The sequence below is a fragment of the Paenibacillus swuensis genome (genome assembly GCF_001644605.1).
GTDB lineage: Bacteria > Bacillota > Bacilli > Paenibacillales > DY6 > Paenibacillus_N > Paenibacillus_N swuensis.
The window spans coordinates 2,565,001-2,588,382 of the sequence record NZ_CP011388.1 but is presented as its reverse complement, the minus strand read 5'-3'; the positions used below and the strand labels follow the sequence as shown (position 1 = coordinate 2,588,382).

Below are 23,382 nucleotides of genomic sequence, written 5' to 3'. Positions count from 1 at the left end.
GCTGTGCACCTCCCCAGACAACCTTATATATAGTCGTTTATGTTCAACCTAAAAATTCGTACGCATAATTAGGGCTACCTAAAACACTTTATCACAAGGCAAATATCATGTCAAGGATATTGTATTGACGCTGCGCTACTTGTATTTACCAGCATTATATACATATTTTTAGCAAGCTAAACGGCCCATCCTATTGTTTCACAGGTGCGTCCGTCTGTTGCGCCAGTACCGAAACATCCAATGCCTCTACCTGTTCATTCAACGCCGTAAGGGTTTGTTCAATATTATCAGGTCGGGCCAAATACTTGCGCGTCTTGAAATTCTTTAACATCCACACATTAATTTCTTCCGAATAATGAGACACATCTTTATAATTTGCTAGATTGAACGTAACATCCTTAGCGCTCTGGAAATCATAAACCTGCACGTTCGGCATGGCGCTGAACCGATCCACAATATACTTTTTCGTCAGCTCTTGATTCTGATACCGGTCCGGATTAAGCTCATGCCACACCTGTTGCCTTAAAATAGAATAAGGAGGATAAAAGAATATAAACTCCACGTCCGGATGCGCCTTGACCAGATCATAAACATTTTCCTCAAACGTCGTCTTCACTTCTTCAAACGTATCTTCGCCAATCCTCAGTTCCGGTTCCAACTCCAGAGCTTTCTTGTAATTCTCCATCACCGGCTTCGCGCCGTAAGTCGCTTGGTAGTCCCAATTATTAAGAAGGTCCAGGTTTTTCACCCGCCGATTCCCTTCCATCTCTCCTTTAAGGATTTCCCAGGACATTTTCATCGTTGTTACATTCAGCAAATATTTATAGTCGTTCAACGGATTATCATCATATAAGAAATAAGGAAAAGGTCCCTGATCCTCCCGAACAATATCCTTACCTTCCCTCAGCGCAAAATAATCCAATCCCCAGATGACACGCTTCACCTTGCCTGTCTTCAGAGCTACATTGGCAATTAAATTCTGTTCTTGGGAATAGGATCCTTCAATTGACAGCTTCAGTGTCTTGCCACCGAGTATGGAATCCACATGGGACGGCCGGAAGCATTGCGTCATGGAGGTTCCCAGGATGATAGTGTCGTAATCGTAATTACGGGCTAAACCGGGATTCTGATATCGTTCCTGAAAGGAGTACAGTGGCGGATAGGCCGACGCCTGTCTGTAATATTGCAAGGGGTCCACTGTATAAAAAGCAGCCATTACACCTGAGGCGAACAGCACGGTAAAAGCACTAAAGATCAGTAAAAATTTACGGTAACTCATATCAACATTCCCTCTTTAACTCTAGTAGTCATTCTATTACTATACCCTTCCTACCAAATGAGATTCAACTGGGAAATGGATTCTTGTCTTGCGCACAAACAAAAAAAGCCCCAAACGGAGCCCTCTCAGCAGATACATTGTATTATAATTCCCTTACTTCCAGATACCTTTCAAGCTTACGCTTCACACGTTGCAGGGCGTTATCGATCGACTTCACATGCCGGTCCAAATCCACCGCGATTTCTTGATAGGATCTTCCGTCCAGGTACAGCATTAACACTTTACGTTCCAGGTCGCTCAGAATTTCACCCATCATATCTTCGAGTCCGCTAAACTCTTCCTTGTTGATCATCAGTTCTTCCGGGTCCGTTACACGGGAGCCGCAAATAACGTCAAGCAAAGTTCGGTCAGAGTCCTCATCATAGATAGGCTTGTCCAAAGAAACGTAGGAATTCAGGGGGATATGCTTCTGCCGGGTGGCTGTCTTGATTGCCGTAATAATCTGCCGGGTAATGCACAATTCCGCAAAAGCTTTGAAGGAGGCCAGCTTGTCCCCGCGGAAATCGCGGATAGACTTGTACAGTCCGATCATGCCTTCTTGCACGATATCCTCGCGATCGGCCCCGATCAGGAAATAGGAACGCGCCTTGGCACGGACAAAGTTACGGTACTTGTTAATCAAGTACTCAAGCGCTTCGCTATTGTCATCACGGACCATGTCGACAATGTCTTCGTCGGTTTTGAGATCATATTCGTACATTCTCAGTTCTTTGAGGTCGATAACCACCAACAATCCCTCCGGCCCGCAAGGCAAATTCCATATCAGGTGCGCTTATGCATTTCCTATATTTTCAAAAAAGAATATCCCAAGTATATATTATGTAACCTAGAACCGTCAATAAGGGATCCGCAGGTTTTGACACCTTTTCGTCAAATTTACAAATGACTTACATCCGCTTATTGCCGTCTCCATCGTTCGAACAGAAGCTTCATATCCCGGCTCAGTTTATTATCCAGCGTGTTGCGCGAAGAATGGGTTTGCTGCTCCTTCAGTTGAACATGAATTTCGCGTTTACTGTCTTCAATATCGCTTAGCAGTTCTCTCGCCGACAAGCGAAGCGCGCCTTTACCGAAGGTAACATGTTGTTCGATCCAATCGGAAGTAGCCACATAAATCTGTCTTCGGCGTTTGGTTAATTCCGACATAAGACGCTCAATGACTTCATCCGCCGTTTCCTTCTCCCGTGTGAATTGTACGGCCACCTTGCTCTGCGTAAGCTCGGAACCTGTCCCCGGAACGAGGTAAGCGTCAAATACGACGATCACCTTCATTCCGGTAAACGACTGATACTCCGACAGCATCTCAATCAGGCGGTCCCTAGCGGACTCGAGACTGATTTGTTTCTGCTTGATCAGTTCCGGCCAGGAGCCGATCATGTTGTAGCCGTCCACCACCAAGTACTCTTCCATCTCCCTCATGGCGATTACTTTGCCGCTTGGCGCTGGCGAACGGCCTCATACATGAACACGCCGGCGGCAACCGAAGCGTTCAGGGAATTGATCTGTCCGAACATCGGCAGCTTAAGCAGGAAGTCGCACTTTTCCTTGATTAACCGCCCCACACCCTTCTGCTCATTGCCAATGACGATGGCGATCGGCATGTTCAGGTTGGTGCGGTACAAATCTTCCTTCGCGGAAACATCCGTACCCGCGATCCACACACCCAGCTCCTTGAGCTGGTCGATCGTTTGCGCGATATTCGTCACTCGCGCAACCGGCACGTATTCGACGGCGCCGGCGGACGTCTTGGATACCGTAGCGGTGAGGCCGACCGAGCGCCGCTTGGGTATGATGACGCCGTGAACGCCGGTGCAGTCAGCGGTTCTTAAGATGGATCCGAGGTTATGCGGATCCTCAATCTCGTCGAGGATGATCAGGAACGGATCCTCGTTCTTGGCCTTGGCCGCCGCGAGCAGATCCTCGACTTCGGCGTATTCATAAGCGGCCACCTGAGCCATGACGCCTTGATGCTGCACGCCGTCAGCCATCTGGTCCAGCTTGCGCTTGTCCACGTACTGGACTATGACTCCCGCCTTCTTGGCTTCCGCGAGTATCGGTTGCGTCAACTGCTTCTGCGCGTTTTCCGCGATCCATAATTTATTCATGCCCCGGCCGGAGCGGAGCGCCTCCAGTACGGAGTGCTTCCCGGCGATATATTCTTCTTCCATGTGAACTGCCTCCTGATTTATCTTTGTTATTTCTCTAAGGTGAAGCGCATGAGTTCATCCAGACGATCGAACCGTTGTTGATAGTACAGATAACCCAATAAGCACTCGAAGGCCGTGCTGTGACGATAAACCAGGATATCTGTATTCTTCGGGGAGCTCCCGGACTTGGCGTTCCGGCCCCGCTTCATGATATCTACCTCTTCTTCCGTCAATAAAGGTAGCATGCGATCCAAAGCCCTGGCCTGCGCCTTGGCGGAAACAAACTTTGTGGCTTCCCTGTGCAGATGATTGGGCCTGTGATTCGGCTGGGACACGACATATTGTCGTATGAAGGTTTCATAGACGGCGTCGCCCATATAGGCTAATACCAGCGGATTCATTAGATCTGCTCTTTTGGCAGGGGGAAAATAGATAGGTTGATTCGTAATTACTTCACTCATTTCCTTCTCCAACGCATCCCTTGCGGCGTATCTTCCAACAGGATGCCTTTCTCCGTCAGCATATCACGAATTTCGTCCGCACGCGCCCAATTCTTGGCTTGACGAGCTTCCACCCGCTCGGTTAGCAAACGTTCAATTTCTTCATCCAACAAAGCCGGAATCTCTTGTTCCAGTATACCCAATACCGCATCGAACTCTTGGAATAAATCCAGCATCCGCCGCAGTACTGGCTCTCCTACCACTCCTTGTTGCAGGTACAGATTGGTTTCCGCGACCAGGTTAAATAATGCTGTAATCGCATCCGGTGTACTAAAGTCATCGTTCATGCGTGTATAGAAATCGGATCGGATCTCTTCAAGCTTAGCCGTAATTTCAGGATGATCAAACGTCCCGTCAACAGCTTGAATGGCTGCGGCATTGGTATATCGATGCTGAAGATTCCCATACGAATTCCAAATTCGTTCCACACTGTTTTCAGCCTGTTTCAAGCTCTCCTCGCTGAAATTCAGAGGGCTGCGATAGTGGCCCGAAAGCATGAAATAACGGATGGCCTGCGGTTTCGTGCGTTGTCTGAGTTCGACTACATTAATGCCGTTGCCGAGTGACTTGGACATTTTCTCATTGTTAATGTTAATGTAGCCGTTATGCATCCAGTAATTGACGAATTTCTCGCCTGTGTAAGATTCGGTCTGCGCAATTTCACACTCATGATGGGGAAACGTTAAGTCATGTCCGCCGCCGTGAATATCAATGGTCGTGCCCAAATACTTCTTAATCATGGCAGAGCATTCAATGTGCCAACCCGGACGTCCTTCACCCCAAGGCGCCTTCCAATGAATCTCCCCGGGTTTGGCATTTTTCCAGAGCACAAAATCCTGCGCGTTTTCTTTGCGCTCATCGACACCAATACGGATTCCAAATTGCAATTCATCCAGATTCTGATGCGACAGCTTTCCGTACTCTTCAAATCGCGACGTACGGAAATTGACATCTCCTTCGCTTACATAGGCGTAGCCTTTGTCCAGCAAGCCCTGGATGAATTCAATGATTTCATCCATCGTTTCGGTCACCCTCGGATGAATATCCGCATCCTGAATGCCTAAACCGCGGACATCCTCATAGTAAGCGCCAATGAACTTTTCCGCGATCTGCGGGACTGTTTCGCCCAGTTCTTCGGCTTTGCGAATCATTTTGTCATCCACATCCGTAAAGTTCAGCACATAGGTAACATCATACCCCGTTGCCGCAAGATAACGCCGCACGACATCAAAGAATATCGCCGGACGGGCATTCCCGATATGAATGTAGTTATATACGGTCGGGCCGCATACGTACATCTTCACTTTACCTGGTTCGAGCGGAACGAAGGGTTCTTTCTCCCGGCTCATCGTGTTGAATATGTGTAGGGTCATAATCTATACCTCAGCTTTCTTGGTCGCTTCTCTTTCGCGGGTCAGAAACTCGGTCTCGCTCGGCTTCTCCCGCTTCTTGCCCTCGCGCAATTGTTCCACTTCCTGCTTCAGCTCATGAATTTCCTTCTGCATAAAACGGAATGCTTCAATGATTGGATCCGGCATTTGGCTATGGTTTAGTTTGTCATCCATACGCTTCCCGTTATACTTTACAATTCGGCCGGGAATGCCCACTACCGTTGTACAAGCCGGAATAGCTTTAAGTACGACGGAATTCGCGCCTACCTTCGCGTGATCTCCTACTGTAAACGAACCTAGAATTTTGGCCCCTGAGGAGACGACGACATGATTGCCGATCGTAGGGTGCCGCTTGCCTTTCTCTTTACCCGTTCCCCCGAGAGTCACCCCTTGGTACAAGACGACATCATTCCCGATTTCACACGTTTCGCCGATGACCACACCCATGCCGTGATCGATAAATAACCGCTCCCCGATGGTCGCTCCAGGATGGATTTCAATGCCGGTAAAAAATCGGCTGATTTGGGAAATCATGCGCGCTAACGTAAACCACTGACGCAAATAAAACCAGTGCGCGATTCTATAAGCCCAGATGGCATGCAAACCTGAATAGGTGAAAATAACCTCAAACCGACTTCTCGCCGCCGGATCGTTGTCGAACACTGCTTGGATATCCGACCTCATTGTGCGAAACATGACGCCTACCCTCTTCCCCCGGGAGTAACCCTTATGATGAAATGAACTTCCCCTGTACAAACAAAAAGCCTCTGCAGCGTTAATTCGCTGCAGAGGCGTGATCCGCGGTTCCACTCTGCTTGGGCATCGTTAAGATGTCCGTCTTGGATCCGTAACGTGGATAATCCGGCACTCTCTACCCCAACCGTCCGTGAACGGACGTTGTTATCAAAAGCGCAGCTCACAGGCGCATTTCCGCTTAAGGGGAACAAATAACTTCCACTCGGCCAATCATCCCTTGCCGGTTATCCTCTCTGGGATTCCTCGCTTAAACGTACTTTCCTCTTCATCGCTATTGTATTCCTATGCTTACAGTATATCCAATATCAGCCTCACAGACAATATAACTTATACGGAATCATCATTATTTTGTAGACAAAAATTGTTGCAAACGTTGAACCACCTTGTCCTTACCAAGAAGGAACAGCGTTTGATTCAAGTCGCGCCCGTGAACCTGGCCGGTCAGAACAGCCCGAATCGGCATGAACAATTGCTTGCCCTTGAATCCCGTTTCGGTTTGCACATTCTTTAGCAATCCTTTCATCCCATCGGCGCTAAATTCTTGGGCATTCTCCACTTCCTTTAGGAAAGCCTCCGCCACCGCAGGAACCTGTTCTTCCGCGAGAACCGCTTTCGTGTCCTCTTCCAGTTCTCCGATGTCATCAAAGAACAGCGATGTTATAGGCACGATATCCGCCGCGCAATTCAGTTGTTCCTGATACAAACCGACAAGAAGCGTGACCCACTGCTCCGACGCCGTATCCAGCTCTGCTGGAATCCGGCCAGCTTGTTGCAGATGCGGGATACACATGGCCGTAACTCGTTCAGTATCCGCTTTTTTCATGTACTGGTTATTCATCCAGTTCAGTTTGGTTGTGTCGAAGACGGCCGGGCTCTTCGACAATCTGCCCGGATCGAATACCTTGATCAGTTCCTCACGGGTGAACATCTCGTCCTCACCTTCAGGAGACCAGCCTAACAATGTAATAAAGTTAAACAAGGCTTCCGGCAAGAAACCCAGTCGATCATATTGCTCGATGAATTGAATGATGGACTCATCCCGTTTGCTCAGCTTCTTGCGGCTCTCATTCACAATCAGCGTCATATGTGCGAATACCGGGGGCTCCCAGCCCAACGCTTCATAGATCATCAATTGTCGCGGCGTGTTCGAGATATGATCGTCACCGCGCAACACATGGGAAATGCGCATGAGGTAATCATCGACTACAACGGCAAAGTTGTAGGTCGGTATGCCGTCCTTCTTCACGATGACGAAGTCGCCGATGCCGTCCCCTTCGAAGGAGACAGAACCTTTCACCATATCGTCAAAGGTGTACACGGCTCCCTCGCGCACACGAAAACGCACGCTTGGCACACGGCCTTCAGCTTCAAACGCTCGGCGCTGTTCGTCCGTCAAGTCCCGATGCTTGCCGGAGTACATCGGCATGTCGCTGCGCGCGGTCTGCTCTTCCCGCTCCTGCTCCAGCTCTTCTTCCGTGCAATAACAGTAGTAGGCTTTACCTTCTGCAATCAGCTTCTCATACTGTTCTTTATACAGGTCGATACGCTCGGTCTGGCGGTAAGGTCCGTACTCTCCGCCCTTGTCGATGCTCTCATCCCAGTCCATACCCAGCCAGCTCAGGTACGTAAGCTGATTCTCTTCGCCGCCGGCCACGTTCCGCTTCACATCCGTATCTTCGATCCGGATAATAAACTTTCCCCCGCGACTGCGGGCGAATAAATAATTGAATAACGCCGTTCTCGCGTTTCCTATATGCAAATGCCCGGTTGGACTTGGCGCGTACCGGACACGAACTTCCCTCTCCATGCTTGTAATTCCCCTCTCGAAATCCTGATCAACTGCTTATCCTTCCGATTCTATCACTTCTGAATTAAGAGAACAACCGCCTGCGAGGCAATCCCTTCGCCCCGTCCGGCAAAGCCTAGCTGCTCGGTTGTCGTTGCTTTCACATTCACTTGGGACCGGTCCGCCTCGAGAGCTTGCGCGATAATCTCGGCCATCTGCGGGATATACGGCGCCATCTTCGGTTTCTGCGCAATAATTGTCGCATCAAGGTTACCAAGGGTAAATCCCGCTTCCTTGGAGAATGCCCACACTTCCTTCAGTAACTCCAGGCTGTCCGCATCCTTGAATGCGGCATCCGTATCCGGGAAGTGTGTGCCGATATCTCCGCGACCCAGAGCGCCCAATATAGCATCTGTAATCGCGTGTAAAAGTACGTCCGCGTCGGAGTGACCCAGCAAACCCTTTTCATACGGAATATCGACGCCTCCGATAATACATTTCCTGCCTTCCGTCAGTTGGTGCACATCAAACCCTTGTCCTACGCGTATCATTAATTCATCGCTCCCCGTTTCCCCAGCAAGTATTCCGCCCAATCCAAATCTTCGGGCGTCGTAATTTTAATATTCGTATAATCGCCTTCAACCACATGCACTTCCGTTCCGGCCCTTTCGGCCAGCATCGCGTCGTCTGTGCCCAGAAAACCTTCTCCCGCCGCATCTTCATGCGCTGCCATCAATGCCAAACGGCGAAAAGCCTGCGGCGTTTGGATCGCCCACAAGCTCTTGCGGTCCGGCGTCGTGGTGATGACACCTACCTCATTCACAATCTTGATTGTATCTTTCACAGGCACCGCTAACACGGCCGCCCCGGATTGCCGCGCGCCCTGCAAGCAACGTAGAGCGTCTTCTTCACGAATGAGCGGCCGTACACCGTCATGCACCAGCACCCAATCCGTATTCAGAGCCGCCAAGCCTTGATACACCGAATGCTGACGTTCGGATCCGCCGGCGATAACGTGCTTTACTTTGGTCAATCCGAAATCCCGTACGTAGGTTTCACAACGCTCAACATCATCAGCGCCTACAACCAATACGACCTCATCCACGTCCTGCATCCTGTTGAACACTTCCAATGTATGTACCAATATCGGCTTTCCGTTCAGCCGTAAATATTGTTTGCTTTCCTTGGTGCCCATACGCAAGCCTTTGCCTGCCGCCACGACCACTACGCCCAGCTGATTCATGTCTTCCCCGCCTGTCAACCCGTATGATTAGAGAACAGAATGATTTACTCTATCTTCCCATCATAATCGTTTACAGCGCTTTTTCCAAGAGCTTCGGCTTCGCAAAGATCATTCGGCCGGCTGAGGTTTGCAGAACAGAGGTCACTAACACTTCAATCGTGCTTCCGATAAAGTCTCTGCCGCCTTCCACGACAATCATGGTACCGTCATCCAAGTAAGCGACACCTTGTCCGAATTCCTTGCCGTCTTTAATAATCTGAACCAGAATTTCTTCGCCTGGCAAAACGACAGGTTTTACCGCATTCGCCAAATCGTTAATGTTCAGAACGGACACACCCTGCAGCTCACATACTTTATTAAGGTTGAAATCATTCGTAACTACCTTGCCCCCAAGCACTTTGGCCAATTTTACAAGCTTGCTGTCCACCTCGGAGATTTCTTCAAAGTCTCCTTCATAAATGAGAACATGCACGTCCAATTCCTTCTGGATTTTATTCAAAATATCCAGCCCCCGGCGTCCCCGGTTCCTTTTTAACAAATCGGAAGAATCCGCAATATGTTGCAGCTCCTCGAGTACAAATTCCGGAATGACGAGCGTCCCCTCAATAAATCCGGTCTTGCAAATATCCGCAATACGTCCGTCAATAATGACGCTGGTGTCCAAGATCTTGTGCTCTTCGAACAATTTGCTTTCCTTATTACGGGTGCCTCCGCCGCGTATGCCCTTTAACAGCTCGGCCGCTTCTTCCTTCTTCGTGTAAGCGATTCGGTAACCGGAAAAGCCAAGCAAACCTGTAACGAATACGGATATTAACAAGCCGTAACCCTGCAGCTCGCGAATGGACGGAAATAACAACACAGCAATGACCAGTCCTAATATAAGTCCCGCAACTCCGGTAATCAAATCCCCAAGAGGCATTTGCATTAATCGGGCCTCCGCTTTATGGAACCCTGTCGCAACTTTCTTAGCTACCCAAGAAGAACCAAGTAAAAACACAATCGCTCCCGCACCGGTTAACCAGTACGATTCTCCACTCATCCTCACGCTCCCGGTTAAGGGTTCCAACCAACGCAACGGCGCATCGGAAGACACACTCCATTGGTAGCCCAACATCCCGCCCACACAAGCGCACAACCATTGAATCATTCTTTGTAATATCATAGGATTCACCTCCTGAAATAAAGAGCACACACCTGTTCCATGCTTCTGTTACAATTATGGTCCAATTCATATAAGGCTAATCCCCTGGAGATTATTTTTTTCATAAAAGCGTTTTCTTTTGATATCGAAACCATTATTCGTTATAATCAAATTAGTAAATTCTAGATAATAGAGGTGCAAGGAATGAACTCTCCCAGCTTAAAGGAATTTCAGGATCAGGTTTCCGAATTATTACTTAGGCACCGAAGCTTGCTGGATGTGCTGTCGAAGTGCAATCAAGCTAACGCTTCCGTTCACCGTTCCGTAATCAAGTCGGTTACAGAGTGCGGCTGTATTGAGGTTCATGCGGAGAAACAACGTTATTCTGAACAACCCGATCTTCAGGAAGCCATGGGACTTATGCAGCAACATATTCACGGCAAACTATGTGATACTTGTAAGGAAGCGGTGTCCGCGGAGCTTGGCAAGAACTTCTTTTATATCTCGGCTTTATGCAATCTGTTGAGTATTGACATGGAAACCGTTATTGATGAAGAATCGAGAAAATGTTCCACGCTAGGATTGTTTAATCTGTCGTAATCAATTGAATCAAAATGAAAAAAAGCATTCATTTGTCGCTCTTGGCGATAAATAAATGCTTTTTATTATGGGATAAATTCCCGAAATTTTTATGAAGTTGTTAGAGCTGCTGTTCTACCGCGTCGACATCTTCACTTTGCTGTTTGCGGCGGCGCCGAAACAGCGTGTCAACGTTTTTTTTTAGCCCATAGAGGGCGTAAATCAATAGAGGTACGAAGATAAGCTTGGAAAGCGTATCGGGTGAAGCATTCAAGGCAATGACGATCGCAATGATGACTATAATCGGTACAACCCATATCGCCGCTTTCGGAATGCCTACCTTCTTGAAGTTAGGATATTTCACATTACTGACCATCAGCAATGACAATACGATGGTTGCAAGCAATAGTGCGATGTTATGGATATTTTCTTGAAAGAGTGCCATCGTACAAAGCACACCGCCAGCGGCAGGTATCGGTAAACCGATAAAGTATCCCGGCGTTCCCGAGATTACGTTGAACCGGGCCAGACGCAGCGCTCCGCATATCGGGAACAAGGCAGTCACGATCCATCCCGCAGCCGGAGCAAGCTCCTGAAAGGCAACCACATATATGATGAATGCGGGAGCAACGCCGAATGAAATTACGTCAGACAGGGAGTCCAGCTCTTTACCGAATTCGCTCTGAACGTTCAGCGCTCGCGCTACCCTTCCGTCAACCCCGTCCAGGAGCATCGCAATGATGACCATGACCGCGGCTAATGGCGCATTACCGTTAAACACCAGAATAATGGAGACGATCCCCAGAAACAGATTGCCTATGGTAAAGATACTGGGCAGAGATTTCGTTATCATAAGGTTTCACCTCGATTTTACTATGCCCTAATCAGATGCCTGTCATGACAGGGAGTGAGCATAGAGGAAATATGACACGGTTGTAGCAATAATTGGTCATTCCTTGATTGTAGGGTATATCAGATATGCCTGTCAATGAAAGCTTGTTCCTGAATTCGCTTCAGTCCTTCTTTAATGGTTCGCGCGCGCACTTCACCGATTCCATCCACTTCATCTAATTCTTCAATCGTGGCCATGAGAATATGAGGCAAAATGCCAAAACGCTCGACAAGGTTGTTAATGATGACGGTCGGCAAACGAGGAATTTTGCTTAACATCCGATATCCCCTAGGCGCGATCGGCTCCTCAAGAATATTGTTGGCATAGGCATACCCTAACAATCGGATAATCATGTGTGATTCAAGTAACTCATCCGCCGTCAACCTCTTCAGACCCGCCTGAATCTCTTTAATTTTTTCATCACTGCGGTCACGCGCATAATCTTTCAGAAGCAACACGGCATCTTCTTCAATGTTGGCGACCAGTTCTTCCATTTGCATCGTAATCAGACGGCCTTCATTTCCTAATTCATTGATATAACGCTTGATCTCGGCCTTAATTCGAAGCACCATCTCAACACGCTGTACCACATTAGCCACTTCGTGCAGGGTAACCAGTTCTTCAAATTCACCTGCGGTTAAGTTTGTTAACCCTTGATTAAGTACGGCTTTATATTTATCCAGGGTTTGGATGGCTTGGTTAGCCTTGGTCAAGATCACCCCGATATCCTTCAGGGAGTATCTCAAATTGCCTTGATACAGCGTGATAACATTCCGTCTCTGTGAAATGGATACAACCAGTTTCCCGGTTTGCTTCGCTACCCGCTCCGCGGTACGATGACGAATCCCCGTTTCTATGGAGGAAATGGAGGAATCGGGAATTAACTGTGTGTTGGCGTACAGAATGCGTTTAATATCTTCACTGAGAATAATGGCGCCGTCCATCTTCGCTAGCTCATATAGATAGTTCGGTGAAAAATCGCAGTTGATAGAGAATCCGCCGTCCACGATTTCCTGAACTTCAGGGCTATAACCCACTACGATTAACGCGCCGGTCTTGGCCCGCAATACATTCTCCAGACCGTCGCGGAATGCTGTTCCGGGCGCTACCAGTTGTAACAATTGACTCATAACTAAATCTCTATGCGTGTCTTCCTTCTCTTTCATCCCTGTTGGCCCCCTAACCTAACGCCGCCGCTAGTGCTTCCTTTACTGTATTAACTCCGATAATTTGAATAGTGGTGGGATGTTTCCAACCTTTTAAACTCTTTTCCGGTACAATGACTCGCTTGAATCCTAATTTTTCCGCTTCCTTTACCCGATGCTCTATTCTGGAGACCGCCCGGACTTCACCGGTTAAGCCTATTTCACCGAACACCACGTCGAAAGGTCGGGTCGGTTGATCCTTTAAGGAAGAAGCAATACACACGGCTGCCGCCAAATCCACAGCAGGTTCATCCAATTTCACGCCGCCGGCCACGTTCAGATACACGTCCTGATTCTGCAAGAACATGCCGTTGCGTTTCTCCAATACCGCTATGATTAAAGCCAGACGATTATGATCAATACCTGCGGACATGCGTCTGGGCGTCGGAAAGTTGGTCGGACTAACCAGCGCCTGCAACTCTACGAGCACAGGGCGGGTCCCTTCCATACTGGCAACGACCGTGGAACCGGCGACACCGAGCGGACGCTCGGACAAGAACAGCTCCGACGGATTCGTCACCTCGGTTAATCCCGCTTCCTTCATCTCAAATATACCGATCTCATTCGTGGACCCGAAACGGTTCTTAACCGCGCGAAGCAAACGGTACGTATGATGCCGCTCCCCTTCAAAATAAAGCACGCAGTCCACCATATGCTCCAGCATCCGAGGACCGGCAATCGCGCCTTCCTTGGTGACATGACCTACCAGAACGGTTGCAATGCCTTTACCCTTGGAAATACGCATAAAATGTCCTGTACACTCCCGAACCTGGGCTACACTGCCCGGCGCGGAGGTAACGGAGGGTTGGTATACGGTCTGAATCGAGTCAATAACCAGAAAGTCGGGCTTTACTTGTTCGATCGCTTCTTCAATCTGCTCCAGATTCGTCTCGCAGAGCACGAACAGGTTAGACGACAATGCATTGAGGCGGTCCGCTCTCAAGCGGGTCTGGCTCACAGACTCCTCACCCGATATGTAAAGTACCTTCAGTCCTTTCACAGCGAGGGCATGCGATGTCTGCAAAAGCAGGGTGGATTTCCCGATCCCGGGATCGCCACCGACAAGAATCAGAGAGCCCGGCACGAAGCCTCCGCCGAGAACGCGGTTCAGCTCTCCGATATTGGTGAGTACGCGCGGTTCCTGACTGCTCTTAATATCTATGATCGAAACTGGTTTATCTTTCGTAAAAATTAACGATGATTTCATCCCTTGTGTCTTCACTACGGATTCCGTTTCTTCCACCATGGAATTCCAGGCTTGACACCCCGGACATTTGCCCAACCATTTGGGAGATTCGTAGCCGCATTCCGAACAGAGGAACTTGGTTTTTACTTTTGCCATTAAGTACTCCTTATATCCAAAGCATAATTAAAGTTTACCATTTTGCAGGAAGCGTGGAAAGCCTTTGCACCAAAAGAATCAGAATCGCTCCTTAAAGGAACAAAAAACGCCCGACCCCCCTCTCCCATTGGAAAGAGCAGCCAAGCGCTTCTTGTGCGTGCTTTATTTATTTACGGTTTCCGCCTCATTGGGATGAACGGTTAATGCTCCATTCTCTTCGTCAATGATGAGGTTATCGCCTTTGGAAATTTTGCCCATCAATAACTCTTCGGACAGTCGGTCCTCGATGTGCTTCTGAATCGCTCGACGGAGCGGTCTCGCCCCGAATGCGGGATCGAAGCCCTCCTTCGCCAGGAACGCCAGCGCAGCCGGAGTTAACGTGAAGTCCACTTCCTGCTCTTTCAGACGTTTGCGAAGATCATCGGACATCAGCGATACGATCTTGGAAATATGCGTTTCATCCAGGGAATGGAACACGATAATTTCGTCGATTCGGTTCAGGAACTCGGGACGGAAGCTTTTCTTCAGCTCGCCCATAACTTTATCCTTCATGTTCGAGTAGTCTTTACCCGCATCCACAGCAGCTGTAAAGCCCAGTGTAGAATTACGCTTAATCATTTCGGCGCCGACATTGGACGTCATGATGATTAATGTGTTGCGGAAATCGACGGTGCGTCCTTTGGAGTCGGTCAGACGTCCATCTTCGAGCACCTGCAGAAGAATATTGAACACTTCCGGATGCGCTTTTTCGATTTCATCAAGTAACACTACGGAATACGGCTTGCGACGAACTTTCTCGGTCAATTGACCGCCTTCATCATAACCTACGTATCCCGGAGGCGCGCCTACTAGACGGGAAGTGGAGTGCTTCTCCATGTACTCGGACATATCGATGCGGATGACGGCATTCTCGTCGCCGAACATGGCTTCCGCCAATGCCCGGGCAAGCTCCGTCTTCCCTACTCCCGTAGGACCCAGGAATATGAAGGAGCCCATCGGACGCTTCGGATCCTTCAAGCCTGCGCGCGCGCGGCGAAGCGCTCGGGAAACGGCTTTCACGGCTTCTTCCTGCCCGATGACACGGTCATGAAGAATCGCTTCCATGTTCAGCAGACGCTCCGTCTCTTCTTCCTTCAGCTTGGATACCGGAATTCCTGTCCAGCTGGCCACCACTTGCGCGATATCTTCAGGAGTTACTTCCGAATCCGTGCGGCCTTGCTTCTCTTTCCATTCGTTCTTCGTCGTATCCAGCTCTTCGCGCATCTTCTGTTCCGTATCGCGAAGCGATGCCGCTTTCTCAAACTCCTGCGATTGAACAGCCGCGTCTTTCTCCTTACGGATGTCTTCCAGACGGCTTTCCATTTGCTTCAAATTCGGCGGGATCGTATAAGAATGCAGCCTTACTTTGGAACCTGCTTCATCGATTAAGTCAATGGCTTTATCCGGCAGGAAACGATCCGGGATGTAACGATCCGACAGCTTCACGGCTTGCTCAATGGCCTCATCCGTAATTTTAACACGGTGATGGGCTTCGTAGCGGTCTCTCAAGCCATACAGAATTTGTATCGCTTCTTCAGGAGACGGCTGATCGACCGTAATCGGTTGGAAGCGGCGCTCCAGTGCGGCGTCTTTCTCAATATACTTGCGGTATTCATCCAGCGTGGTCGCCCCGATGCACTGCAATTCGCCCCGAGCCAACGCCGGCTTCAGAATATTGGATGCATCGATTGCGCCTTCCGCGCCGCCGGCACCGATCAAGGTGTGCAGCTCATCAATAAAGAGTATGATGTTTCCGGCTTGACGAATTTCGTCCATAATTTTCTTCAGACGGTCCTCAAACTCGCCTCTGTATTTAGTACCGGCTACGACGGAACCCATATCCAGCGTCATCACGCGCTTGTCACGCAAGGTTTCCGGAATTTCGTTATTGATTATGCGCTGTGCCAATCCTTCAGCGATCGCGGTCTTACCAACACCCGGTTCGCCGATCAGCACCGGATTATTCTTGGTCCGGCGGCTGAGCACTTGAATGACGCGTTCAATTTCTTTGGCGCGTCCGATGACCGGATCGAGGTTGCCTTCCTTCGCGGAAACGGTAAGATCTCGAGCCAAACCGTCCAGCGTCGGCGTATTTACATTCACAGGGTTGCCGTGAGAAGAGGATACCGCTTCACTGCTGCCCAGCAACTGCAATACTTGCTGACGGGCTTTGTTCAGGGAAACCCCCAGGTTATTAAGTACCCGAGCCGCAACGCCTTCTCCTTCGCGGATCAGACCCAGCAGAATATGCTCTGTGCCTACATACGTATGACCCAATTTGCGAGCCTCATCCATCGAAAGCTCGATTACTTTCTTGGCTCTTGGCGTATATGCGATATTGCTAGGTTGCTCCTGGCCTCTGCCGATCAAGGATTCAACTTCATCCTGAATTTTCTCCAGCCCTAATCCCAGCGCAATTAAAGCTTTAGCAGCAATGCCTTCCCCTTCACGAATCAAGCCGAGCAGAATATGCTCTGTTCCGATATTGTTATGTCCCAGGCGAACAGCTTCTTCTTGAGCTAACGCCAGCACCTTTTGCGCACGTTCCGTAAATCTGCCAAACATCATTAAAATACACCTCCATGGATTATAGGTATGCAATTATATGATAGAAAGTCGCTCCCGAATCAATTCGGCTCTGCGTATATCCCGGTCTTCGGCGGAAAGTTTCTCCCCGGACTGCTTCTGCAGGAAACCGGGCTGCGCCATAACCATCAATTCATTCATGATATGCGTAGACACTTGATGGATGATTCCGAGGTCAATACCGAGACGAACATCTGATAAACGCTGTGCCGCTTCCTTGGAATCCATAATACCCGCATGGGACAAAATGCCGTAGGAACGCATGACGCGGTCGATGATCCGGGGCTTCGACTCTATAAGCAATTTCTCGCGTGCCGCTTTCTCATGTTCAATGATTTGGCGGGCTACGCTGTACAAGTTATCTATAATTTCATCTTCAGATTGCCCTAAAGTAATTTGGTTGGAAATTTGAAACAGATTGCCTAATGCTTCGCTGCCTTCGCCGTAAAGTCCTCTAACTGCCAAACCTACCTGCGTAATCGCGGACAAAATACGGTTAATCTGCTGTGTCAGCACCAGCGCCGGCAAATGCATCATAACGGACGCCCGGATCCCCGTGCCGACATTCGTCGGACAGCTTGTAAGGTAACCGCGATTCTCATCAAAAGCGTATTCCAGTTGCGACTCGAATATATCATCGATCTGGCTGGCCAGATCCCATGCTTCTTTAATTTGAAAGCCGGGACAAAGACATTGAATGCGCAGATGATCCTCCTCATTCACCATAATGCTCACAGATTCGTTCTCACTTAAGATGACGGCTCCGTTCCGGGATTCATTCGCTAGGTTCGGCGAAATCAAATGTTTCTCCACAAGCACTCTCTTATCCAGCTCCGATAACTCCGTTAAAGGAATAAAGTCGAAATTGGATATGGTGTTTAACTCTTCATTCTGTAAAGCGCTTGTGATCTGATTCAACACTTCTTCCGACTGTTGATTCGTGGCCAACATCGGAAAGGGCTGCGTCTGCAGGTTACGGGCAATACGCACCCGGCTGGAAATGACTATTTCCGAATCCGGACCATGACCCTTCATCCACTCGCTTAAAGCGTTATCCGTATAACTTCGGTGTTCCATCGAAAATCCCTCCTAAGCCCCGCTTCCTTAGCGGGTTGGCTTCGAAAGTGGCTGTATTCATTCTGCGTATCGTGGAAAGCCCGGCGAATTAATTGCCGGAGAGCTTCTTCTCCAGCTCGCGTATTTCATCTCTGATTTTCGCGGCGCTCTCAAATTCTTCTTGCTCGATCCGGTTTTGAAGCTCACGCTTTAAATTCTCGATCTCGCGCTTGTCTTGAATACGTCCTCCGGAGCGCTTCGGAATCTTGCCGACATGCACCGTATTGCCATGAACTCTTCGGAATAATCCATCCAATCGGGCATTGAAATGCTTGTAGCATTCACTGCAGCCAAAGCGGCCGAGCTTACCGAATTGTGTATAGGTTAAACCGCAGTTGTCACAGCGTGTAACTTGCGGTTTGGCGCCCAGTGCGCTCTGAGCGGAGGGTTCGAAGTCTAACAGCCCCGATAAGAGGTTATGGATCGAGAACCCGTTCGGTGTTCCCGGAATCATTTCACCCTTCTCCCGTGCGCATACCTCACAAATGTGAAATTCCGTCTTCTCTCCGGAAATGATCTTCGTAAAATGCAATGTGGCCGGTCTCTTCCCGCATTCCTGGCAAATCATTCTTCTAGCCTCCTGTCGCTTTCGAGCTGGCGCGAGCACCTCTCATTTACATAGCAGGGATATCAGCATGGCTTTTAACAGATTCGCACGAATCTCATCCCTTACAGGAAGCTTAATCGTAAGCACATCCCTGGAGACAGCCGCGGTCAGCACCCCCGCCTCTTTAGGACTGATATGAGAGCCTTCCCTCAGCTGATAAATAAGTCCTTCCGCCGCGGATTGATCAATATGGGTACCGATGCTTTGCAGAATATGCAGTTGCAGCGCTCCCTGAGCAGGCAATTCAATGCGTTGCAACCGGATATATCCCCCGCCCCCGCGCTTACTCTCCACGACATAGCCTTTCTGCAATGTAAACCTAGTGCTGATGACGTAGTTAATCTGAGAGGGTACACACTGAAACTTCTCCGCAAGCTCGTTACGTTGAATCTCAATAGCTCCTTCGGGACTTTCGAGCAAAATATTCTTCAGATATTGTTCAATAATATCAGAGATATTACGCATCGATTCATCCTCCAGTTGTAGAATAATGGCTGAAAGTCAGAAGGACAAAATCATTGACTGACTTTGACTATCTTTGACTTTGTAAACATTATATACAATATTCACCGATTTGCCAATAGCCTTAAAATAAACCAACCTTGTATGTGTTAGTGTTGGAAGATTACACGGATTTATACCCCTCTGACAAGAATTTAAACAAATAAATAGACATCTCCTCCGCTCAGTCATTGCAGCAGTGAATTAATCCGTATTGAGTAAGTCCGAACATGAGTTTCTGGGATACTTCCTGTACTGATATGGGAGAATTCAATTGTGCATAACTCGTATACATCATTTGTTGGGGATAAAGTATCCTGTGGATATGTGATCAACTATTCTAATTATGCAGTAGATATGGGGTTTAGGCTGTGTACGATGTGTATAAGTCTGGGGATAATGTTGTTGATGGTTTGTTCTGTTTGTTTTAAAGCCGTAAATTATTATTTAGTATGAATATTAATGTGTTGAATTCTTTTAACTAATCCTGGTGTTGCTTAAGCTTCAATTTACACCGAAATGATGTTCTAAAGAACTCTAGATTGCTTTACAGGATGCATATTACTCGACTTTGCTTGCTCCAAGTATCCCGCTAAACTTCGTGTCGATTCGTTAGAGATTTTCCTTTCTGCAAAAGGTCTCCTACACATTGTTACGATTCGTCAGAGAATTCTTAATGGTGCAGATACAAAAAAACCTGATTTGTCTTAGAGACAAATCAGGTTCTTTCTGTTGCTTGGCAACGTCCTACTCTTCCAGGACCCTGCGGTCCAAGTACCATCGGCGCTGAAGGGCTTAACGGTCGTGTTCGAGATGGGTACGCGTGGTTCCCCTTCGCCATTGTTACCAAACTGAGCGTTTTGCTTTAGCAAAACTGAATTCATAGCATGAGCTTAAATCAGGTTTACAACACCGCCAAGTGTTGCAGATCTAAAGTTCAAGAGCATAGCAGACTTGCCGCATGCTACTGAAGCTTTATTCCCTGAAAACTGAATAGGAATGAATGTAAACTACGCGTTAACCTGTTAATTCAGGTATTTTGGATAAGCCCTCGACCGATTAGTATTCGTCAGCTCCATGCATTGCTGCACTTCCACCCCGAACCTATCAACCTCGTCGTCTTCAAGGGGTCTTACTAATTGGGAAATCTCATCTTGAGGGGGGCTTCGCGCTTAGATGCTTTCAGCGCTTATCCCGTCCGTACATAGCTACCCAGCGATGCCTCTGGCGAGACAACTGGTACACCAGCGGTACGTCCATCCCGGTCCTCTCGTACTAAGGACAGCTCCTCTCAAATTTCCTGCGCCCACGACAGATAGGGACCGAACTGTCTCACGACGTTCTGAACCCAGCTCGCGTACCGCTTTAATGGGCGAACAGCCCAACCCTTGGGACCTACTTCAGCCCCAGGATGCGATGAGCCGACATCGAGGTGCCAAACCTCCCCGTCGATGTGGACTCTTGGGGGAGATAAGCCTGTTATCCCCAGGGTAGCTTTTATCCGTTGAGCGATGGCCCTTCCATGCGGTACCACCGGATCACTAAGCCCGACTTTCGTCCCTGCTCGACCTGTATGTCTCGCAGTCAAGCTCCCTTATGCCTTTGCACTCTTCGAATGATTTCCAACCATTCTGAGGGAACCTTGGGGCGCCTCCGTTACTCTTTAGGAGGCGACCGCCCCAGTCAAACTGCCCACCTGACACTGTCCCTCACCCGGTTTCACGGGCGCAGGTTAGAACTCCGATACGATCAGGGTGGTATCCCAACGGCGCCTCCGGCGAAGCTTGCGCTCCGCCTTCTCAGGCTCCCACCTATCCTGTACAGATCGTACCAAAGTCCAATATCAAGCTGCAGTAAAGCTCCATGGGGTCTTTCCGTCTTGTCGCGGGTAACCTGCATCTTCACAGGTATTAAAATTTCACCGGATCTCTCGTTGAGACAGCGCCCAAGTCGTTACGCCATTCGTGCGGGTCAGAATTTACCTGACAAGGAATTTCGCTACCTTAGGACCGTTATAGTTACGGCCGCCGTTTACTGGGGCTTCGGTTCACAGCTTCGGATTGCTCCTAACCGCTCCCCTTAACCTTCCAGCACCGGGCAGGCGTCAGCCCGTATACTTCGCCTTACGGCTTCGCACAGACCTGTGTTTTTGCTAAACAGTCGCTTGGGCCTTTTCACTGCGGCCCCCTCGGGCTATTCACCCTACCGAGGCACCCCTTCTCCCGAAGTTACGGGGTCATTTTGCCGAGTTCCTTAACGAGAGTTCTTCCGCGCGCCTTAGAATACTCTTCTCGCCTACCTGTGTCGGTTTGCGGTACGGGCACCATCACCTGGCTAGAGGCTTTTCTCGGCAGCCAGAGTACATGTTCTTCGCTACTTATATTTCGCTCCCCATCACAGCCCAGCCTTACGATGTGCGGATTTACCTACACATCAGCCTCACTGCTTGGACGGACACTTCCATCAGTCCGCAACGTTCCCCTTCTGCGTCACCCCATTGCTCATAACGGCTTACGGTGGTACAGGAATATCAACCTGTTGTCCTTCGACTACGCCTTTCGGCCTCGCCTTAGGTCCCGACTAACCCTGAGCGGACGAGCCTTCCTCAGGAATCCTTAGGCTTTCGGCGGACAAGATTCTCACTTGTCTTTTCGTTACTTATACCGGCATTCTCACTTGTATGCTGTCCAGCGCTCCTTACGGTACACCTTCAACCCACATACAACGCTCCCCTACCACTGATCTTACGATCAATCCATAGCTTCGGTGGCGTGTTTAGCCCCGTTACATTTTCGGCGCAGAGTCACTCGACCAGTGAGCTATTACGCACTCTTTAAATGGTGGCTGCTTCTAAGCCAACATCCTGGTTGTCTGTGCAACTCCACATCCTTTCCCACTTAACACACACTTGGGGACCTTAGCTGATGGTCTGGGCTGTTTCCCTCTTGACGATGGATCTTAGCACTCACCGTCTGACTCCTGGCTATAAGTCTATGGCATTCGGAGTTTGACTGAGCTTGGTAACCCTTGGCGGGCCCCGCACCCAATCAGTGCTCTACCTCCACGACTCTAGAATCCAAGGCTAGCCCTAAAGCTATTTCGGGGAGAACCAGCTATCTCCGAGTTCGATTGGAATTTCTCCGCTACCCCCACCTCATCCCCGCATTTTTCAACATGCGTGGGTTCGGGCCTCCAGTGAGTGTTACCTCACCTTCACCCTGGACAGGGGTAGATCACTCGGTTTCGGGTCTACACCCACGTACTTAGTCGCCCTATTCAGACTCGCTTTCGCTGCGGCTACGGCTTCTCACCTTAACCTTGCACGTGAACATAACTCGCCGGTTCATTCTACAAAAGGCACGCCATCACCCATAGATCGGGCTCTGACTTTTTGTAAGCACACGGTTTCAGGTTCTATTTCACTCCGCTCCCGCGGTCCTTTTCACCTTTCCCTCACGGTACTGCTTCACTATCGGTCGCTAGGAAGTATTTAGCCTTACCAGATGGTCCTGGCGGATTCATACGGGGTTTCACGTGTCCCGCACTACTCGGGATCCGTCTCGGAGAGAATGGACTTTCAGGTACAGGGCTGTTACCTGCTATGGCGGGCCTTTCCAGACCTCTTCGCTTAACCCATTCCTTTGTAACTCCATGTGAGACGTCCCACAACCCCGGTAAGCAAGCTTACCGGTTTAGGCTCCTCCGCGTTCGCTCGCCGCTACTGACGGAATCACTATTGTTTTCTCTTCCTCAGGGTACTTAGATGTTTCAGTTCCCCTGGTATGCCTCTTCTTAACCTATGAATTCAGTTAAGAGTGACTGTACATTACTACAGCCGGGTTTCCCCATTCGGACATCCCCGGATCAAAGCCTGCTTACGGCTCCCCGAGGCATTTCGTCGTTCGCCACGTCCTTCTTCGGCTCCTAGCGCCTAGGCATCCTCCGTGTGCTCTTAATAGCTTATCCTAAGCTAATAAAGATTAGAGATGTTACTAGCGGATCTTGCGATCCTTGCGTTGTTTACACATTCATTCACTATCCAGTTTTCAAGGAACAAAAGCATTTTATCTTACCGCCTTATTACGGGCGGAAGAACATCTTACCACAGAACAACCGCTGAATCAATAACTAATTCTTGGTAGTGTCTATGTGATGGAAGAGTCAATGCAAACTCCACAAACTCCATCAAAACTGAACAAATGAATGATAACC

Annotated in this window: 20 protein-coding genes and 2 rRNA genes (1 of these 22 only partly in view); 1 reads left to right on the top strand and 21 read right to left on the bottom strand. The window is 49.1% G+C overall.

What is annotated here, in order from left to right:
• Positions 1-190 precede the first annotated feature (190 nt).
• The 11 genes from SY83_RS11310 to SY83_RS11260 all read right to left on the bottom strand — a co-directional run bounded on the left by SY83_RS11310 (position 191) and on the right by SY83_RS11260 (position 10,324).
• Positions 191-1,279 (bottom strand): hypothetical protein, encoded by a 1,089-nt coding sequence (locus SY83_RS11310; protein ID WP_068606560.1) that lies wholly within the window; start codon positions 1,277-1,279, stop codon positions 191-193.
• A 142-nt stretch (positions 1,280-1,421) separates the two neighbouring features.
• Positions 1,422-2,039 carry an RNA polymerase sporulation sigma factor SigH gene (sigH, locus tag SY83_RS11305; RefSeq protein WP_407944593.1) on the bottom strand — a complete coding sequence of 206 codons (618 nt, stop codon included), beginning with the start codon at positions 2,037-2,039 and terminating at the stop codon, positions 1,422-1,424.
• Between the two features lie 197 nt (positions 2,040-2,236).
• Positions 2,237-2,758: an NYN domain-containing protein gene (locus tag SY83_RS11300; RefSeq protein ID WP_068606556.1), complete on the bottom strand. Its 522-nt coding sequence runs from the start codon at positions 2,756-2,758 to the stop codon at positions 2,237-2,239.
• A gap of 5 nt (positions 2,759-2,763) precedes the next feature.
• Entirely contained in the window at positions 2,764-3,507 is a 744-nt protein-coding gene (rlmB, locus tag SY83_RS11295; RefSeq protein ID WP_068606554.1) for a 23S rRNA (guanosine(2251)-2'-O)-methyltransferase RlmB, read from the bottom strand.
• Positions 3,508-3,533: 26 nt separating this feature from the next.
• Positions 3,534-3,947, bottom strand: a complete 414-nt coding sequence (locus SY83_RS11290) for a Mini-ribonuclease 3 (protein ID WP_068606551.1) — start codon at positions 3,945-3,947, stop codon at positions 3,534-3,536.
• Positions 3,944-5,359, bottom strand: a complete 1,416-nt coding sequence (gene cysS, locus SY83_RS11285) for a cysteine--tRNA ligase (protein WP_068606549.1) — start codon at positions 5,357-5,359, stop codon at positions 3,944-3,946. The genes SY83_RS11290 and cysS overlap by 4 nt, the downstream gene beginning before the upstream one ends.
• Positions 5,360-5,362: 3 nt before the next feature.
• Positions 5,363-6,073 carry a serine O-acetyltransferase gene (cysE, locus tag SY83_RS11280; protein ID WP_068606547.1) on the bottom strand — a complete coding sequence of 237 codons (711 nt, stop codon included), beginning with the start codon at positions 6,071-6,073 and terminating at the stop codon, positions 5,363-5,365.
• 403 nt (positions 6,074-6,476) lie between these two features.
• Positions 6,477-7,940 (bottom strand): glutamate--tRNA ligase, encoded by a 1,464-nt coding sequence (gene gltX, locus SY83_RS11275; protein ID WP_068606545.1) that lies wholly within the window; start codon positions 7,938-7,940, stop codon positions 6,477-6,479.
• A gap of 53 nt (positions 7,941-7,993) precedes the next feature.
• Positions 7,994-8,470 (bottom strand): 2-C-methyl-D-erythritol 2,4-cyclodiphosphate synthase, encoded by a 477-nt coding sequence (gene ispF, locus SY83_RS11270; RefSeq protein WP_068606543.1) that lies wholly within the window; start codon positions 8,468-8,470, stop codon positions 7,994-7,996.
• A complete protein-coding gene (gene ispD, locus SY83_RS11265) occupies positions 8,470-9,162 on the bottom strand; it encodes a 2-C-methyl-D-erythritol 4-phosphate cytidylyltransferase (protein WP_068606541.1) in 693 nt (230 codons plus the stop codon). Before ispD ends, ispF begins: the two co-directional genes overlap by 1 nt.
• Before the next feature lie 70 nt (positions 9,163-9,232).
• Entirely contained in the window at positions 9,233-10,324 is a 1,092-nt protein-coding gene (locus SY83_RS11260; protein ID WP_068606539.1) for a PIN/TRAM domain-containing protein, read from the bottom strand.
• A gap of 183 nt (positions 10,325-10,507) precedes the next feature.
• Here SY83_RS11260 and SY83_RS11255 point away from each other — a divergent pair, with 183 nt between their 5' ends.
• Complete coding sequence (locus SY83_RS11255) at positions 10,508-10,903, top strand: nucleoside triphosphate pyrophosphohydrolase family protein (protein ID WP_068606537.1); 396 nt, start codon at positions 10,508-10,510, stop codon at positions 10,901-10,903.
• A 100-nt stretch (positions 10,904-11,003) separates the two neighbouring features.
• Here the strand turns inward: SY83_RS11255 and pssA are convergent, their stop codons facing one another.
• From pssA to SY83_RS23325, 10 genes are all read right to left on the bottom strand, one after another.
• Positions 11,004-11,735 carry a CDP-diacylglycerol--serine O-phosphatidyltransferase gene (gene pssA / locus SY83_RS11250; RefSeq protein WP_068606535.1) on the bottom strand — a complete coding sequence of 244 codons (732 nt, stop codon included), beginning with the start codon at positions 11,733-11,735 and terminating at the stop codon, positions 11,004-11,006.
• A gap of 119 nt (positions 11,736-11,854) precedes the next feature.
• On the bottom strand, positions 11,855-12,940 hold the full coding sequence (disA, locus tag SY83_RS11245; RefSeq protein ID WP_068606533.1) for a DNA integrity scanning diadenylate cyclase DisA: 1,086 nt from the start codon (positions 12,938-12,940) through the stop codon (positions 11,855-11,857).
• 13 nt (positions 12,941-12,953) lie between these two features.
• The gene (gene radA / locus SY83_RS11240; RefSeq protein WP_068606531.1) at positions 12,954-14,321 is read right to left on the bottom strand and encodes a DNA repair protein RadA; all 1,368 of its coding nucleotides are present in this window, start codon (positions 14,319-14,321) and stop codon (positions 12,954-12,956) included.
• A 162-nt stretch (positions 14,322-14,483) separates the two neighbouring features.
• Positions 14,484-16,928, bottom strand: coding sequence for an ATP-dependent protease ATP-binding subunit ClpC (clpC, locus tag SY83_RS11235; RefSeq protein ID WP_068606530.1), 2,445 nt, complete (start codon positions 16,926-16,928; stop codon positions 14,484-14,486).
• Between the two features lie 33 nt (positions 16,929-16,961).
• A complete protein-coding gene (locus SY83_RS11230; protein ID WP_068606528.1) occupies positions 16,962-18,023 on the bottom strand; it encodes a protein-arginine kinase McsB in 1,062 nt (353 codons plus the stop codon).
• Between the two features lie 88 nt (positions 18,024-18,111).
• Positions 18,112-18,630 (bottom strand): protein-arginine kinase activator protein McsA, encoded by a 519-nt coding sequence (locus tag SY83_RS11225; RefSeq protein ID WP_068606526.1) that lies wholly within the window; start codon positions 18,628-18,630, stop codon positions 18,112-18,114.
• Positions 18,631-18,672: 42 nt separating this feature from the next.
• Positions 18,673-19,134 carry a CtsR family transcriptional regulator gene (locus tag SY83_RS11220; protein ID WP_068606524.1) on the bottom strand — a complete coding sequence of 154 codons (462 nt, stop codon included), beginning with the start codon at positions 19,132-19,134 and terminating at the stop codon, positions 18,673-18,675.
• Positions 19,135-19,904: 770 nt separating this feature from the next.
• A 5S ribosomal RNA gene (gene rrf, locus SY83_RS11215) occupies positions 19,905-20,021 on the bottom strand.
• Positions 20,022-20,209: 188 nt separating this feature from the next.
• Positions 20,210-23,136: ribosomal RNA gene (locus SY83_RS11210) — 23S ribosomal RNA — on the bottom strand.
• Between the two features lie 179 nt (positions 23,137-23,315).
• On the bottom strand, positions 23,316-23,382 hold the final stretch of the coding sequence (locus tag SY83_RS23325) for a hypothetical protein (RefSeq protein WP_082882477.1). Its footprint extends 152 nt past the window's final position; only the last 67 of its 219 coding nucleotides appear in the window; the start codon falls outside the window, past its right edge — the gene reads right to left on this strand; its stop codon occupies positions 23,316-23,318.

Excerpts from the sequence above, each read along its gene's own strand:
- sigH (WP_407944593.1), bottom strand. The coding sequence starts at position 2,039 with ATGTACGAATATGATCTCAAAACCGACGAAGACATTGTCGACATGGTC.
- SY83_RS11310 (WP_068606560.1), bottom strand. The coding sequence starts at position 1,279 with ATGAGTTACCGTAAATTTTTACTGATCTTTAGTGCTTTTACCGTGCTG.
- SY83_RS11230 (WP_068606528.1), bottom strand. The coding sequence starts at position 18,023 with ATGGAACACCGAAGTTATACGGATAACGCTTTAAGCGAGTGGATGAAG.
- SY83_RS11225 (WP_068606526.1), bottom strand. The coding sequence starts at position 18,630 with ATGATTTGCCAGGAATGCGGGAAGAGACCGGCCACATTGCATTTTACG.
- rlmB (WP_068606554.1), bottom strand. The coding sequence starts at position 3,507 with ATGGAAGAAGAATATATCGCCGGGAAGCACTCCGTACTGGAGGCGCTC.
- radA (WP_068606531.1), bottom strand. The coding sequence starts at position 14,321 with ATGGCAAAAGTAAAAACCAAGTTCCTCTGTTCGGAATGCGGCTACGAA.
- disA (WP_068606533.1), bottom strand. The coding sequence starts at position 12,940 with ATGAAAGAGAAGGAAGACACGCATAGAGATTTAGTTATGAGTCAATTG.
- SY83_RS11255 (WP_068606537.1), top strand. The coding sequence starts at position 10,508 with ATGAACTCTCCCAGCTTAAAGGAATTTCAGGATCAGGTTTCCGAATTA.
- ispF (WP_068606543.1), bottom strand. The coding sequence starts at position 8,470 with ATGATACGCGTAGGACAAGGGTTTGATGTGCACCAACTGACGGAAGGC.
- pssA (WP_068606535.1), bottom strand. The coding sequence starts at position 11,735 with ATGATAACGAAATCTCTGCCCAGTATCTTTACCATAGGCAATCTGTTT.
- ispD (WP_068606541.1), bottom strand. The coding sequence starts at position 9,162 with ATGAATCAGCTGGGCGTAGTGGTCGTGGCGGCAGGCAAAGGCTTGCGT.
- SY83_RS11220 (WP_068606524.1), bottom strand. The coding sequence starts at position 19,134 with ATGCGTAATATCTCTGATATTATTGAACAATATCTGAAGAATATTTTG.
- cysS (WP_068606549.1), bottom strand. The coding sequence starts at position 5,359 with ATGACCCTACACATATTCAACACGATGAGCCGGGAGAAAGAACCCTTC.
- SY83_RS11260 (WP_068606539.1), bottom strand. The coding sequence starts at position 10,324 with ATGATATTACAAAGAATGATTCAATGGTTGTGCGCTTGTGTGGGCGGG.
- clpC (WP_068606530.1), bottom strand. The coding sequence starts at position 16,928 with ATGATGTTTGGCAGATTTACGGAACGTGCGCAAAAGGTGCTGGCGTTA.
- cysE (WP_068606547.1), bottom strand. The coding sequence starts at position 6,073 with ATGTTTCGCACAATGAGGTCGGATATCCAAGCAGTGTTCGACAACGAT.
- gltX (WP_068606545.1), bottom strand. The coding sequence starts at position 7,940 with ATGGAGAGGGAAGTTCGTGTCCGGTACGCGCCAAGTCCAACCGGGCAT.
- SY83_RS11290 (WP_068606551.1), bottom strand. The coding sequence starts at position 3,947 with ATGAGTGAAGTAATTACGAATCAACCTATCTATTTTCCCCCTGCCAAA.
- SY83_RS11300 (WP_068606556.1), bottom strand. The coding sequence starts at position 2,758 with ATGAGGGAGATGGAAGAGTACTTGGTGGTGGACGGCTACAACATGATC.